Below are 13950 nucleotides of genomic sequence, written 5' to 3'. Positions count from 1 at the left end.
TTCCTTATAATAGGATATCCTAAAAATACTACGACATCCGGTTCTTGTAGTCTTCATAACCAAACTGGCGGACTAAACGGAAACCCGTCTGCGGATTCCAGATACCGATGGAAGGATGCGTTACGCCATTAAACATCGTCGTCTTGACCATTGTGTAATGGATCATATCGCGGAAAACAATCTTCTCTCCTACTTCCGGTTCTCGCCCACCATCGAAAGCCCAGTCGCCATAGTAATCACCAGCCAGACAGCTGTTGCCGCCCATTCGCCAGCGTTTCTCTCCGGCTTCCGGCTCATGCGTACCCAAAATCACCGGTTTGTACGGCATCTCCAGACAGTCCGGCATATGACAGGCAAACGATACATTCAGCATCAGGGTATTCACACCTCCGTGACACACCTTGTCTTCTACCGTAGCGACCAGACAACCCGTATCCCAGGTAAAGGCACTGCCCGGCTCTAAGATCAGGCGCAGATGCGGATAGCGTGCCTGAAACTCATTAAGAATGCGTATCAGTTCGTCTTCATCATAGTCCTTATGCGTCATCAGATGACCGCCGCCCATATTCAGCCATTTAATCTGCGGGAAAAACTTGCCGAAGCGTTCTTCTACGGCTGCCAGTGTATTCCGCAAATCGTCCGGACGAGACTCACAAAGAGCGTGGAAATGCAGGCCATCAATACCTTCGGGCAAAGCCGTCAGCTCTTCTGCCAAAATACCTAAACGGGAACCCCGATCACAAGGATTGTATAAATCGGTCTCGACAGTCGAATATTCCGGATTCACACGTAATCCACAAGAAACCCCTGCGGCATGCGCCTTGTCGGCAAACTGGGCATACTGCGTCAGCGAGTTAAAGGTGATATGACTGCTGTAGCGCAAGATTTCATCAATCTCTTCAGGCGCATAGACAGGCGCATACGTATGCGTCTTTTCGCCATACTCTTCATATACCAAACGAGCCTCCGCCAGCGAACTGGCAGTGGCTCCGTCTGAATGTTTCTTCAACTCAGGGAAAATACTCCACATGGCATTGGCCTTTAAGGCAACGATAATCTCAGCCTGTGTAGCCCGGCGTACCTTATCGATCACTTCCATATTGGCAGCCAACATGCCTTCGTGCAACACATAGCACGGAGAAGGCACGGTAGAGAAATCCCATTCGTTTAATAAGGCTTCCTTATCGATCATACCTCCAGGTCAATATCAAACTTTTCAACCCAAGGCAATCCTTGTTCTCCCAGTTCAGCCAAGAATGGATCCGGATCAAACTGCTCTACATTATATACTCCTGCGCCTTTCCACAAACCGCGGGCAAACATGGCAGCACCCAAGGCAGCAGGAACACCCGTTGTATAGCTGACAGCCTGTGTACCGGTTTCCTTATAGGCTTGTTCATGATCGCAGTTATTATAAATGTAGTACGTTCTTTCTTTTCCGTCTTTGATACCGCGGATACGGCAACCAATAGAAGTCTGACCATGATAATTAGCTCCTAATGATTTCGGATCGGGCAATACGGCTTTCAAGAACTGCAACGGAACGATCTTCATACCATTGTATTCAACTTCATCAATACGGGCCATACCGATATCCTGGATTACACGCAGGTGTGTCAAGTATTCCTGACCGAATGTCATCCAGAAACGGGCACGTTTGATTGTCGGGAAATTCTTCACCAGTGATTCCAACTCTTCATGATACAACAGATAAGAATCACGCTTTCCGATATTCGGATATGTCAGTGAATTATGGATTTCCAACGGACCGGTCTTGATCCACTGGCCATTTTCATAATAACGGCCGTTCTGAGTAATCTCACGAATATTGATTTCCGGATTGAAGTTCGTGGCAAATGCCTTACCATGATTACCGGCATTACAGTCGACAATATCCAGATACTGGATTTCATCGAAATGATGTTTGGCAGCATAAGCTGTAAAGATAGCCGAAACACCCGGGTCAAAGCCACAGCCCAAAATAGCGGTCAAACCCTTTTCCTTAAAACGGTCCTGATAAGCCCACTGCCAGCTATATTCAAAATGAGCTTCATCCTTCGGTTCGTAATTAGCTGTATCCAGATAATTCACACCACATTCCAGACAAGCATCCATGATGGTCAGGTCCTGATAAGGCAAAGCTACATTAATCACAATGTCAGGCTGGAATGACCGCATCAGTGCTACCAGTTCTTCTACACGATCCGCATCCACCTGAGCCGTCTGGATACGGTTACCGCCTACAGCAGCCGCAATCTGATCACATTTTGACTTTGTACGGCTGGCCAACATAATATCGGTAAAGATCTCATTTTTTGCGACCTTATGCGCAACAACGGTACCTACACCTCCGGCACCAATAATTAAAACTTTTGACATTAAATTATCAGTTTGTAAATATATCATGCAGAGTACAGAATTGAGGACCCTGCGAACCCATTTCGTTTTCCGGCGTGAATTTACTGTTTTTTTATGAAACGAATAGAATATCAGCCGAGAAATATTGTATAATCAGCAGCCCGGAAGGTGTAAAACGGAGGTAAAAAGACGAAACATAGGCTTTTCATTCGCTTATTCCGGCAAATTCCGTACATTTGCAACCAGAAAATTTTTAATCCATTCATATTTTGGCACGAAAAAGAAAACCGTTACCCGTCTTGGAAGGGGTAACCATTACAGATGTGGCCGCCGAAGGAAAGGCGCTGGCTCGGGTAAACGACATGGTGGTATTTGTTCCTTATGTCGCTCCTGGTGATATAGTTGATATCCAGTTAACACGCAAAAAGCACAGCTATGCCGAAGGGAAAGCTATTGCGTTTCACAAATATGCGGAGGAACGTGCTGTACCTTTCTGCGAACATTTCGGTGTCTGCGGCGGATGCAAATGGCAGCATCTGCCCTACGAAGCGCAACTACGCTACAAACAGAAACAAGTCATCGACAACCTGACCCGCATCGGTAAAATCCAAATGGAAGAAGTCCTGCCTATCTTAGGCTCTGAACATACGCAGTTTTATCGTAACAAACTGGAGTTTACCTTTTCTAACAAGAAATGGCTGACGGAAGAGCAGGTGCAGTCCGGCGAATCGTTCGACTGCATGAACGGTGTCGGTTTCCATATTCCGGGAATGTTCGATAAGGTACTGGATATTCACAAATGCTGGTTGCAGGACGATATTTCCAACCGCATCCGCCTGGCGATTAAAGATTACTGCCTGACGCACGAGGGTTATCCTTTCTTCGACCTGCGCAACCAGGAAGGCTTCATCCGTACGCTGATGATCCGGACGGCTTCGACCGGCGACTTGATGGTGGTAATTGTCTTCTTCCACGAAGATAAGGAACGCCGTGAAGCGCTGCTTTCCTACGTGGCTGAGCAATTCCCTGAAATCACTTCACTTCAATACGTGATCAACGAGAAATGCAACGATACCATCACCGACCAGGAAATCCTTGTTTATAAAGGGAAAGATCATATCATCGAAGAGATGGAAGGACTGAAGTTCAAAGTGGGACCGAAATCTTTCTACCAGACAAACAGTGCTCAGGCTTACAACTTATACAAGGTAGCCCGCTCGTTCGCCCAACTGACGGGGAATGAACTGGTGTACGACCTTTATACCGGAACCGGTACCATCGCCAACTTCGTTTCTCGCCAGGCCCGCAAAGTGATCGGTATCGAATACGTGCCTGAAGCCATCGAAGATGCCAAAGTCAACTCTGCCTTCAACCACATTGAGAATACGCTGTTCTACGCTGGCGACATGAAAGATATCCTGACACAAGACTTCATCAACGAACACGGACGTCCGGATGTCATCATCACCGATCCGCCACGTGCCGGCATGCACGACGATGTGATCAAGACAATCCTGTTTGCCCGTCCGCAACGGATTGTTTATGTCAGCTGTAATCCGGCAACTCAGGCACGCGATTTAAGTCTCCTCGACGGAGCGTATGCCGTGAAGAAAGTACAGCCGGTAGATATGTTCCCACATACTCACCACGTGGAAAATGTGGTCTTGCTGGAATTAAGAACTGAAACAAACCAAGCATAAATCATGCCCAGACTCTGCTTCCTCTTCTTCACATTACTACTGCTGCTATCCGGTTGTCACAGCAACGGGAAGCAACAGGAGGAAGAGGAATGCACGCCTGCGGCCGACTTGCCGCAGCTGAAAGAAAAAGGAAAGCTGACGGCGGTCACCTTATACAGCTCTACTTCGTATTTCCAGTACAAGATGCAGCCGATGGGATACGAATACGACCTGATTGAAGACTTCGCCCAGTCGCAGGGACTGGAGCTGGAAATCAAGATTGCCCAAAGCACGGCTCAGCTGGTTTCCATGCTGCATGCCGGCGAAGCAGATGTAATCGCCTACCCGGTCTTTATCAGCAACCAAAGCAAGCAGGAAGTGCTGTTCTGCGGACACGAACAGCAGACCAGCCAGGTGATTGTCCAACGGGCCAACAAAGGAGATACGATCCTGAAGGATGTCACCGAACTGATTGGGAAAAAGATTTACGTACAGAAAAACTCCAAATACGAAGAACGGCTGAACAACCTCAACGAGGAATTAGGCGGAGGACTGGAAATTATCTCCCTCGAAAAAGATTCGTTGTCCAACGAAGACCTGATCAGCATGGTTTCCAACGGAGAAATTCCCTATACCGTTAGTGATGATAACATGGCCCGGCTGAACAAGACGTACTACTGGAATATCAACATCCAGCTAAAGATCAGTTTTCCGCAGCGCTCGTCGTGGGCCGTGCGGAAAGATGCTCCCTTACTGGCTGCTGCTATCAACCAGTGGGCCACCGATACCAAGCGGAACCAGTCTTTCCGAACCATCACCAAACGCTATTTCGAACTGAGCAAGGTGTCGGAAGGTTTCGATATTCCGGAAGTTAAGAACGGACATATTTCGCCCTACGACAACCTCTTCAAGAAGCATGCCGAAGTATTGGGCTGGGACTGGCGCCTGCTGGCTTCCATCTCTTATCAGGAGTCTAAGTTCAATCCGCATGTCGTTTCCTGGGCAGGAGCCGAAGGACTGATGGGCATCATGCCGAATACGGCCCGCCGCTTAGGTGTATCTCCACACGAACTGAAAGACCCGGATGCCGGTATCCGGACAGGCGTTGAATGCCTGCGCCGTTTCCGCCAGGGATTCAGTGAAATCACAGACCCGGAAGAGAAGATCAAATTCACACTGGCTGCCTACAATGCCGGAATCGGGCACGTCTATGATGCCCAGAAACTGGCAGAGAAGTACGGGAAAGACCCGCTGGTGTGGGACAAGAACGTGGCCGAATTCATCCGCCTGAAGAATGATCCGGAATATTATAACGACCCGGTATGCAAACACGGTTATCTGCGCGGCTCAGAAACATTCGCTTATGTCAGCGAAATCATGAAACGCTACGAATATTATCAGAAAAAAGCGAAATAATATTACTTAACACACATATTCTGAAAATATTCCTACCTTTGGTTCTGTTAAATCAAAAAAATCATATTGCTATGTTTAGTAAAGACACGTATATAGCTCGCCGAGCTAAACTGAAACAGACCATCGGTTCCGGTCTGTTGCTTTTCCTGGGTAACGACGAATCAGGTATGAATTATGCAGACAACACGTACCACTTCCGCCAGGATTCTACTTTCCTTTATTTCTTCGGACTTCCGTATGCAGGGCTTTCTGCTATCATTGATATTGATAATGACCGCGAAATCATCTTTGGTGATGAGCTGACCATCGATGCCATCGTCTGGATGGGTATTCAACCGACGCTGAAAGAAAAGAGCGAGGCTGCCGGTATCAAGGAAGTCCGTCCGTTTAAGGAAATCGAAGCGTATCTGAAGAACGCGCAACAGAAAGGACAGCAGATCCACTACCTGCCGACTTACCGGGCTGAACATCAGCTGAAGCTGTTTGCCTGGTTGGGCGTCATGCCGGGAGCAGAACAGCCGTCTGTTCCGTTCATCCTGGGCGTAGTCAACCAGCGTAATTACAAGAGCGCGGAAGAAATAGCCGAAATCGAAAAGGCCTGCGTGGTAACTGCCGATATGCACCTGGCTGCCATGCGTACCGTCCGTCCGGGCATCCGGGAAAGTGATGTGGCTGCCGTTGTTGCTGAGACAGCCTACAAGCACAATTACGAACTGTCGTTCCCAACGATCGCTACCGTCAACGGTCAGACACTGCACAACCATGACCACAGTCATCTGATCAAACCGGGCGACATGCTGCTGCTGGATGCCGGTGCTGAAACAGAGATGGGATATGCCGGCGACATGTCGTCGACCATTCCGGCCGACAAGAAATTCAGCCAGCGCCAACGCGATGTTTACGACATCCAGGTAGCTGCCCACGAAGCAGCCGTTGCCGCTCTGCGTCCGGGTATCAAGTTTGTCGATGTCTATGAAAAATCGTGTGCTGTAATTATGGAAGGCATGAAGAGCCTGGGCTTTGCCAAAGGCGACCCGATGGAAGCTGTTAAAGCCGGTGCCCACGCCATGTTTATGCCTTGCGGATTGGGCCACATGATGGGACTCGACGTACACGATATGGAAAACCTGGGTGAAGTCTACGTTGGCTACAACGGACAGCCGAAGAGTACACAGTTCGGACGTAAATCACTGCGCCTGGGCCGCGAACTGGAGCCGGGCTTCGTCCTGACCATCGAACCGGGTATTTATTTCATTCCTGAACTGATCGATCTCTGGAGAAGTGAGAATAAATTCACCGAGTTCCTCAACTACGACAAGCTGGAAACCTACAAGGACTTCAGCGGTATCCGCAACGAAGAAGATTATCTGATCACAGAAAACGGCGCTCGTCTGCTGGGCAAGAAGATCCCATTGCACGCCGAAGATGTAGAGAAAGAACATTGCTAATAGCCAAAGAGGGTGTGCCCAAAAGCACACCTTCTTTTTTATAACAAAGCCCCGGCTTGTGTGTAAGCCGGGGCTTTGTTATAAACTCCCTCATCCCTATTTATACAACACCATCTTCCGGCACCGTCCTTGCCGATACGAAAGATGCAGAAAGCGTTTCCGCCGATAGACAATGGCCTGATCGAATGGCAGACCGCTCTCAAGCAAGACTTGCAACAACTGTTCCGGACCGGAAGCACAGTAACAATCGGCGGCCTCGCCTTTTGTATGTTGGCTTGTAGGAACGCCGCCCACCAGGCGGTTTACTTCCTGATTCCGAAAACCACTGGTTATGGCAATGGCTTCGCCTATTCGTTCCCGGAGTGGCTGCAACAAATGATCTACTAACTGCCCGATGGCTTCGCGCTGTTCGGCGTCGGGTTCATTCAATATTCCCCATTCAATAGCCATTTGGCTATGGGTAAATTCGTCCAACGTAAAATTTGGGGATAGTTTCATATGGGTATAAATGTTTGATTTCTTATTTTCAAGATCGTATTGTACTTTTGCCTTGATGTTAACGTGTATGTTCTTTCTGGCTTGACCCAAACCATGTACGTACTTTTGCCTTGATGCAACGCGTATGTTCTTTCTGGCTTGACCCAGAAAGAACCAAAGAAGTCAAGGCTGCGTCTGCTGAGCTACTCCGTCACTTCGTTTTGCTGTGCGCGCCGCAAACTCGCCTTCGGCTCAAACAGCGACGCTCCGGCCGCTCCACTTCGTTCCTTCGCTTAACGCTCACCAGAACGAGGCCGATCCTTCTTCTATTGAGATGAGGCCGGTCGGTCAAATTGATAATTGACGATTGAGAATTGAAAATTATAGGATATGGACAATTTTATCCATAAAACCGACCTTGCGACGGTAGAGGCGTAGCGTTGCTGCGCCTCAAAACGGCATTGCACAACCGAATGGCGATCAATATAATAACGAATAATATTATTATGTTTTTCGCCTGTTTTTTCCTGTGGCGTTTGGTATGAGGCGCAGCAGCGCTACGCCTCTACTGTCATTTTCAATTTTCAATTCTCAATTTTCAATTGATGAAGTCCGTGCCTAATTAATTGTCAATTCTCCATTTTCAATTTTCAATTGACTTGCGCTTATATCTATAGTCCACCCCGAATAAAGCGCCTGCAAAGGTGGATGTCTCGCCAAAGGCAACTAATACCGATGGATCAATTTCTCCTTGTGGCGGAATCCAAAAGCCTAAGAATAACAGGGTTATTCCGGACAGGCACAGCAGGGTGGCAATGATTAATTGTAGTTTCATATCGTTTTTTCTTTTTTTGATTTATTCGTGTATGTTCTTTCTGGCTTGATCCCAAACCGTGTATGTACTTTTGCCTTGATGCAACGCGTATGTTCTTTCTGGCTTGACCCAGAAAGAACCAAAGAAGTCAAGGCTCACACTGCGGAGGCTACGGCTTCGGTCGCTGCGCTAAAATCTCGGAAAACTCGCCTTCGGCTCAAACAGCCGAGATTTTTTGACGCTCCGCTCGGTCAGCCGCTTCACGCCTCCTCCGTTAGGCCGGTCCTTCTTCTATTGAGATGAGGCCGGTCGGTCCAATTGATAATTGATGATGGATAATTGAAAATTATAGAATATGGACAATTTTATCCATAAAAACCGACCTTGCGACTGTAGAGGCGTAGCGTTGCTGCGCCTCAGCCCAATGCCATGGGATAAAATGGCGAAAAACATCATAAAATTGTTTGTTATTTTATTGATTGCCATTTTATTACGAAATTCCGGTTTGAGGCGCAGCAGCGCTACGCCTCTACAGTCATTTTCCATTTTCAATTTTCAACTCTCAATTGTTTTGCGCCTCTACAGTCATTTTCCAAACTCAACGGATAATTATAATTTCCGTGTTATCCGTGAATTCTGTGCCAAATTAATTGTCAATTCTCAATTGTCAATTGTCAATTGATTTACGGTTCCCCAAAATAACGAAAAACTAATTCTACCTGGCGCGGGGTGAACACCCGTTGCCCTTCTTTGTATCCGGTTTCGGTTAATTCGTTTTTCAGGGGTTCATTTCGTCTGATCCAACGCCTTAGCTGCGTTGTGGCTGACCTTGGCGAACAGTTCGCAAAGTACATCGTAGCTAATTCTTTTGTGCATAGTGCTTGTGTTTTCATATACACAACATAATCTTTATTCATTAAACAATTTTTCTGATAGATCACCTGCCTGGTGACTTGTTTTTTATCCAAATCCAACCAAGCAATATGAGAAGCCCGATCATGAAGATGATTCCAATTATCGGCCCTTTCCAACCGACATCCCGCTCTTGGTGCACAACCTGATTTTGGCGTTCCTGCTGCCATTGGTTGATCTGGTTCTCGTACTGATACACCAATTGCATCAGGCTGTCGCAACGGGATTCGACAAACAGGGTGTCGTGCACCAGCCGGACCGAAACATGCGCTTGTCCGCTGCTCTGGTGAAAGGCGGCTGTGGGTGGCAAGTCGTTCAATTCGGCTACCGGGATTGCCAGATTCGCCTCGCTCATCGGGACGACCTGCGTTTGCAAGGTCTCGCGGAAAGACTGTTGCCCCCAATCCGCCTTCTGTTGGTTTACTACGCTTTCTCTGCTGGCTTCACACGCCGTCAGTGCCAATGCACACATCCAAATGGAAATCACATGCTGTCTCATATCGTTTGTTTTAAAGTTTACATCAAAGATATAATACAGGATTTCGGTACTGTTGACGTGTGTCGCCCAGTGTCGCTCAATGTCGCCCAGTGTCGCCCAAAAGGGGGAAAAGAGTATCATTCATGCGATAAAGCCAAAGAAAGCAAGCATAACTACATAAACCGCTCCATAAACTACCTCCGCACCAGCTCCCGACTTATCTTTCAAACGGCAAGCGCGCCAATGAATTGAAATATTGTTTCAACAGCCATTCCTGGGCTTTGAGTTTGATCATAGCCTGGCGGTAATCTTCGCTGACGTGCAGGTTGTTTTGTGGCCGCCAACGGGAAAACTGCGCCATCGCGCTGAGCTTTTCTTCCAGGCTGTTGCGGATAAAACCGCGGCTTTGCAGTTCTTGATACAAGATGCTGGCAAATGGGATTTCCAAGTCCGGGCGGCTCTTGTATTCGTGAAACCGCTTGATGATCAGTCGGTTCATGCTCTGCTCGTTGTATTCGCGGCTCACCGCCGGCAAGGCTTTGACTTCTTTTTCCTGCTCCATCTGCTTGATCATCTGATAACGCAAGTCGCTGGTTTTGTAGGCTTTCAGCCATTTGCAAAATGTGCGCAGATTGACGCCTGTATAATCGCCGTACTCGCCTTTGGCGCCCAGTTCGAAACAGATAACGATTTCGCCACGATGCAAATACGGATATGATTCTCTTAAATCCGAACAAAGTTTAGCTGCCAATACACTAATATCCTTTTCATCGTAGGTCAGGTAACCGACTATGATGTAACATTGTATAATCTGAGCACTTGCAAAGTCTGTTAGATCTTTGGGCATAATATCAGTAATGCGGGGCGTTTGAAACGCCATCCGCATCTTGTTGGTAAATATATCTAAATTCATAACGGGTTTTGTTGCATTAATTGATAAGCCATTTCAGAAGCACGTTCGGCAACAGCCATCGCTTCTTCTATTTTGGATGTTTTTTGTACCGTTCGCGGCGCGGAACATTTGTTTTCTATCATAGCGGCTTTTGCGCCGGTCAGGATTTGCAAATCGGTTTCCCAATTGTTATATCGCCACCAGCCAAAAAGTCCGGACTGGTAATCTTTTTTTGTCTGAATAGTATTTTCGCTGGATCGCAAAATAATGTAATCATCGAAGCATTTCATAATTTCATAAGCGTTATGGAGTATCAAGATACCTTTTCCGCTGTATCGAACCAGTGTAGCGCACCAATCTTCATCATTCAGCATTTCCATCTTCCACTGATCCCATTCGGCTTTTAGTGATCGAATTTTTTCGCTCTCGCGCGCGATGTGTGTGTGATTATTTATACTTTCCTTTCCTTTACTTTTATCTACTTTACTTTCATCTACTATACTTTGTTCAAAATTGCATGCAATTTTTGGATTTTTGTCGACAGAATTGTCGTTCAAATGCTCTTTTGGGGTAGTTGAACTCGGTATCATGTCTGCAATTAACAAATATTCAGGATTCGAGATTTTCTGTTTTTTCCGCCGAACAGTGGCTGAGAAGTAGCAATTTTGAATTTTTTCAGACGTCAAAATGTGATACTCTTCATACATTTTTTTATTGAAAATATCTTCTTCTACCAACGAATTGACCAGATTCATTATGGTTGCATACGAATATTTAGTGTGGAAAGAGGCAGAGAATATTTTTCCTATCTTTTCGTTCCAATCCATATAATAACCGGATTTGTAAATCTGGGAAAACAGTTTAAGAACCACTGCGGTGGCTTCCAATCCGTAATCGCTGATTATAATTGCTATTTTGTTGTTCTCAAAAAAGTTTACATCGAGAGGGAAATATTGTAATCCCTTTATAGAGAGTGCCATGTTTTTTCTTTTTATTATTGATTATTAGTTGATTATAATTACAAACTGACGGTAGTCAATTTCTTTCTGCAAGCGCGGACTATCTGCTGGATCGTCTTTACCCGCAATAATTCGGACGGAATGGTGCGTATAACAAGCCAGCCGCAAGCGGCTGCCTCGTTATACTTTTCCATATCCCGCAAATAACCTTCCGGGCGGAAATGACGCCCGCCGTTCCAAACACCGCCTTCCACTTCGATGGCTACATGAGCTGCCGGTATGGCAAAGTCAAAACGCCATTCGCGCGTGGGGTGAAAACGGTATTCGCGCTTGGTTTCCAGACCTGTCAGGTTATAGATTTCCCGTTCAAGGGGTGAAAAGTTCTTCTCCATCTATTAATAAATTAGTCGCTTCATCGACTGTTTTACACGTGGTGACAAAAAGTGCTCCCATGCGGTTGTCAAAAACAACCCATCGTTCTTGCCACGGTTCATAAAAGTAGCCAAATTCGCTTTGCTTGGAATCGTATCGGTAAGTCCGCGAACCTCGTTCGCCGTCCACTAAGTTGAAGAAACAGCGGGCTGCCGCCGTTTCTATCAGACAACCGGGCAAAAGCCGGTCACGCACCTCGTCGTCCATTTAATTCGCCTGTACCGTGATGAACGAATCCGATTCAAACCGCTTTCCTTTCGTGATATACAGCAGGGCTTCGCGTTCGCAGAATGACAAGTCTTCCATCAGGCGCTCCAGCCACTCATACGAATCTTTGCCGGTATTGACACGCACCGCCAGATTGATCGGACACGTGGTTTCCGTCCGGAAACAGGCATAGATATTGATGATTTCCGAATTGCCGCTGGGCTGACGGTAGAAGCCGTCGACATATAAACCGGGAATTTTACTATGGGTGAGTTGCTCTACATGGAAAAGCAAGTTTTGCATGGCAAGACCTAATTCTTCATGAATGGGCGCATCATTCATATAGGTGTTTTGAAAAGCGTCATTATTTTCCGGGTTGTACTGATCTACCTTGACTTTCAATTTGTTATCTCGTATTGAGATCAGCATGAATTTCTTCTCGGTATTCATAATAATCTGATTTTTAAAGTTTGTATAATATAAAGTTTCTACTTCCCCAATTGAGAATTGAAAATTGATAATGGAGAATTAGTAATGAGGGCGACTGTAGAGGCGTAGCGTTGCTGCGCCTCATCCCAATGCCACGGGATAAAATGGCGAAAAACGCAATAAAATCATTCGTTATTTTGTTGATTGCCACTTTATTACGAAATTCCGTTTTGAGGCGCAGCACGCTACGCCTCTACAGTCATTTCCTATTGCCAATTTTCCATTGATGAATTCCGTGCCAAATTAATTTTCAATTCTCAATTCTCAATTTTCAATTTAAGAAGGGTTCTTCCTGATATTCAACATATTGGCTATCAATAAAAACCCCTTTTTGCGCCTGCTGGCGTGCGAAGGTGAGCGGGAGTTTGAAGAAACGCTCCATGTCTTCCTGGGGCAAATACTGGCCTTTTTGTTCCCACCAGAATTTGAAGAGTTCGATAAAACCTAACGGATCGTTCGGTACCGGGAGTTTTTGTACCTGAATATCAGACAACTTACGTTCTTCTTCCAACAGCTTTTTACGGGCATTCAAACGGGCTTCTTCTTTCTTCTCGTCAGATACCTTCCGTTTGTCAATCCGCTTCAGCTGGCGTTCGTAGTTGGTTTGCAACTGTTCTTTTACCTGTTTGTTCCGTTCCCATTCCTGGCGGAGCAATTCACGCAGACGGCTTTGGCAAGCATGAGCGATCGAGCCCGGTTTAAGCGGATCGATCTCACTCTCCAGCGACGTAAATTTTTTCTGCAACGCCAGTAGCCTATCAGTATAAGGCTTTCTGAGCGAACGCATCCGCACTACCTCGTCTTTACACTCCTGCACAAATTCAGACAGCTCAACCGCAACTTCTTTCACGTCAGATTTGGTGCTCAAATTTACGCTATTCAAAATTTCTTCACCCCGTTTCTTTAGTTCGGCGTTTGTCGTAACAGACAGATTCAAGGCACTCTGTAAATTTTCCATAGGTTGCAATGCCAAGGCATTGCTTTCTTTATTTGTTTTCATCTTTATTACTTAAAATTGTTACTAAAAACATTAATACAATCACTTTGTTTATTCATGAATCAACATTACAAATGTAATTAATACTTTTCTTTTTAACAAATAAAATAGCATATTAATTAGCCATTTATTCCTGTTTTATGGTATTTTAAACCTAATATCGATTTATTTAGTCCATGTTTATTTGGTTAATTACCTATTTATATATTAAATAAAATAAGGTAAAGAAAGAAGAGGAAATATCCGGCGTCTTTTGATCATTTCCCGGCGTATTTTAAGAAAAAGCCGGCGTCTTTTTGGGAAAAGGTAGGCAGGAAATTGGGGAGGAATCCTGTCGGAAAAATGAATGCCCAAATACTTTTTTTATCCTTTTGGGCGACATTGAGCGACAC

Annotated in this window: 15 protein-coding genes; 3 read left to right on the top strand and 12 right to left on the bottom strand. The window is 46.0% G+C overall.

Annotated elements, in window-relative coordinates; translation table 11 throughout:
- Window positions 1–28: 28 nt before the first annotated feature.
- Together nspC and NEE14_RS01910 are read right to left on the bottom strand one after the other, a co-directional pair.
- On the bottom strand, window positions 29–1192 hold the full coding sequence (gene nspC, locus NEE14_RS01915) for a carboxynorspermidine decarboxylase (protein ID WP_251967685.1): 1164 nt from the start codon (window positions 1190–1192) through the stop codon (window positions 29–31).
- A complete protein-coding gene (locus NEE14_RS01910; RefSeq protein WP_251967686.1) occupies window positions 1189–2379 on the bottom strand; it encodes a saccharopine dehydrogenase family protein in 1191 nt (396 codons plus the stop codon). Before NEE14_RS01910 ends, nspC begins: the two co-directional genes overlap by 4 nt.
- A 248-nt stretch (window positions 2380–2627) precedes the next feature.
- Between NEE14_RS01910 and rlmD the strand changes: the two genes are divergently transcribed.
- The 3 genes from rlmD (at window position 2628) to NEE14_RS01895 (ending at window position 6901) form a co-directional block, all read left to right on the top strand.
- On the top strand, window positions 2628–4058 hold the full coding sequence (rlmD, locus tag NEE14_RS01905; RefSeq protein ID WP_251967687.1) for a 23S rRNA (uracil(1939)-C(5))-methyltransferase RlmD: 1431 nt from the start codon (window positions 2628–2630) through the stop codon (window positions 4056–4058).
- A 3-nt stretch (window positions 4059–4061) separates the two neighbouring features.
- Entirely contained in the window at window positions 4062–5453 is a 1392-nt protein-coding gene (locus NEE14_RS01900) for a transglycosylase SLT domain-containing protein (protein ID WP_251967688.1), read from the top strand.
- A gap of 71 nt (window positions 5454–5524) precedes the next feature.
- On the top strand, window positions 5525–6901 hold the full coding sequence (locus NEE14_RS01895; RefSeq protein ID WP_243323191.1) for an aminopeptidase P family protein: 1377 nt from the start codon (window positions 5525–5527) through the stop codon (window positions 6899–6901).
- A gap of 96 nt (window positions 6902–6997) precedes the next feature.
- Here the strand turns inward: NEE14_RS01895 and NEE14_RS01890 are convergent, their stop codons facing one another.
- The 10 genes from NEE14_RS01890 to NEE14_RS01845 all read right to left on the bottom strand — a co-directional run bounded on the left by NEE14_RS01890 (window position 6998) and on the right by NEE14_RS01845 (window position 13561).
- Window positions 6998–7399 (bottom strand): D-Ala-D-Ala carboxypeptidase family metallohydrolase, encoded by a 402-nt coding sequence (locus tag NEE14_RS01890; protein WP_251967689.1) that lies wholly within the window; start codon window positions 7397–7399, stop codon window positions 6998–7000.
- Window positions 7400–8021: 622 nt separating this feature from the next.
- Complete coding sequence (locus tag NEE14_RS01885; protein WP_251967690.1) at window positions 8022–8213, bottom strand: hypothetical protein; 192 nt, start codon at window positions 8211–8213, stop codon at window positions 8022–8024.
- A gap of 662 nt (window positions 8214–8875) precedes the next feature.
- Complete coding sequence (locus tag NEE14_RS01880; protein WP_251967694.1) at window positions 8876–9046, bottom strand: DUF4248 domain-containing protein; 171 nt, start codon at window positions 9044–9046, stop codon at window positions 8876–8878.
- A gap of 83 nt (window positions 9047–9129) precedes the next feature.
- Complete coding sequence (locus tag NEE14_RS01875; protein ID WP_251967691.1) at window positions 9130–9603, bottom strand: hypothetical protein; 474 nt, start codon at window positions 9601–9603, stop codon at window positions 9130–9132.
- Window positions 9604–9799: 196 nt separating this feature from the next.
- Window positions 9800–10495, bottom strand: a complete 696-nt coding sequence (locus tag NEE14_RS01870; RefSeq protein WP_338578769.1) for a hypothetical protein — start codon at window positions 10493–10495, stop codon at window positions 9800–9802.
- Window positions 10492–11454, bottom strand: coding sequence for a DUF4373 domain-containing protein (locus NEE14_RS01865; protein ID WP_338578768.1), 963 nt, complete (start codon window positions 11452–11454; stop codon window positions 10492–10494). Before NEE14_RS01865 ends, NEE14_RS01870 begins: the two co-directional genes overlap by 4 nt.
- A gap of 38 nt (window positions 11455–11492) precedes the next feature.
- Entirely contained in the window at window positions 11493–11825 is a 333-nt protein-coding gene (locus tag NEE14_RS01860; protein WP_251968798.1) for an endonuclease domain-containing protein, read from the bottom strand.
- Window positions 11800–12072, bottom strand: a complete 273-nt coding sequence (locus NEE14_RS01855) for a hypothetical protein (protein ID WP_251968794.1) — start codon at window positions 12070–12072, stop codon at window positions 11800–11802. The genes NEE14_RS01860 and NEE14_RS01855 overlap by 26 nt, the downstream gene beginning before the upstream one ends.
- Window positions 12073–12522 (bottom strand): hypothetical protein, encoded by a 450-nt coding sequence (locus tag NEE14_RS01850; protein WP_251968795.1) that lies wholly within the window; start codon window positions 12520–12522, stop codon window positions 12073–12075.
- A gap of 310 nt (window positions 12523–12832) precedes the next feature.
- Window positions 12833–13561 carry a hypothetical protein gene (locus tag NEE14_RS01845; protein ID WP_338578765.1) on the bottom strand — a complete coding sequence of 243 codons (729 nt, stop codon included), beginning with the start codon at window positions 13559–13561 and terminating at the stop codon, window positions 12833–12835.
- Window positions 13562–13950 lie beyond the last annotated feature (389 nt).

Source organism: Parabacteroides sp. AD58, from assembly GCF_023744375.2.
In the GTDB taxonomy this organism is placed as follows: Bacteria; Bacteroidota; Bacteroidia; order Bacteroidales; family Tannerellaceae; genus Parabacteroides; species Parabacteroides absconsus.
This window is presented reverse-complemented; position numbering and strand designations above follow the sequence as displayed.

Coding starts and splice junctions, on each gene's coding strand:
- NEE14_RS01880 (WP_251967694.1), bottom strand. CDS start 9,046: ATGTACTTTGCGAACTGTTCGCCAAGGTCAGCCACAACGCAGCTAAGG.
- NEE14_RS01890 (WP_251967689.1), bottom strand. CDS start 7,399: ATGAAACTATCCCCAAATTTTACGTTGGACGAATTTACCCATAGCCAA.
- NEE14_RS01860 (WP_251968798.1), bottom strand. CDS start 11,825: ATGGAGAAGAACTTTTCACCCCTTGAACGGGAAATCTATAACCTGACA.
- NEE14_RS01855 (WP_251968794.1), bottom strand. CDS start 12,072: ATGGACGACGAGGTGCGTGACCGGCTTTTGCCCGGTTGTCTGATAGAA.
- NEE14_RS01875 (WP_251967691.1), bottom strand. CDS start 9,603: ATGAGACAGCATGTGATTTCCATTTGGATGTGTGCATTGGCACTGACG.
- nspC (WP_251967685.1), bottom strand. CDS start 1,192: ATGATCGATAAGGAAGCCTTATTAAACGAATGGGATTTCTCTACCGTG.
- NEE14_RS01900 (WP_251967688.1), top strand. CDS start 4,062: ATGCCCAGACTCTGCTTCCTCTTCTTCACATTACTACTGCTGCTATCC.
- NEE14_RS01910 (WP_251967686.1), bottom strand. CDS start 2,379: ATGTCAAAAGTTTTAATTATTGGTGCCGGAGGTGTAGGTACCGTTGTT.
- NEE14_RS01885 (WP_251967690.1), bottom strand. CDS start 8,213: ATGAAACTACAATTAATCATTGCCACCCTGCTGTGCCTGTCCGGAATA.
- NEE14_RS01845 (WP_338578765.1), bottom strand. CDS start 13,561: ATGAAAACAAATAAAGAAAGCAATGCCTTGGCATTGCAACCTATGGAA.
- NEE14_RS01870 (WP_338578769.1), bottom strand. CDS start 10,495: ATGAATTTAGATATATTTACCAACAAGATGCGGATGGCGTTTCAAACG.
- NEE14_RS01895 (WP_243323191.1), top strand. CDS start 5,525: ATGTTTAGTAAAGACACGTATATAGCTCGCCGAGCTAAACTGAAACAG.
- NEE14_RS01850 (WP_251968795.1), bottom strand. CDS start 12,522: ATGAATACCGAGAAGAAATTCATGCTGATCTCAATACGAGATAACAAA.
- NEE14_RS01865 (WP_338578768.1), bottom strand. CDS start 11,454: ATGGCACTCTCTATAAAGGGATTACAATATTTCCCTCTCGATGTAAAC.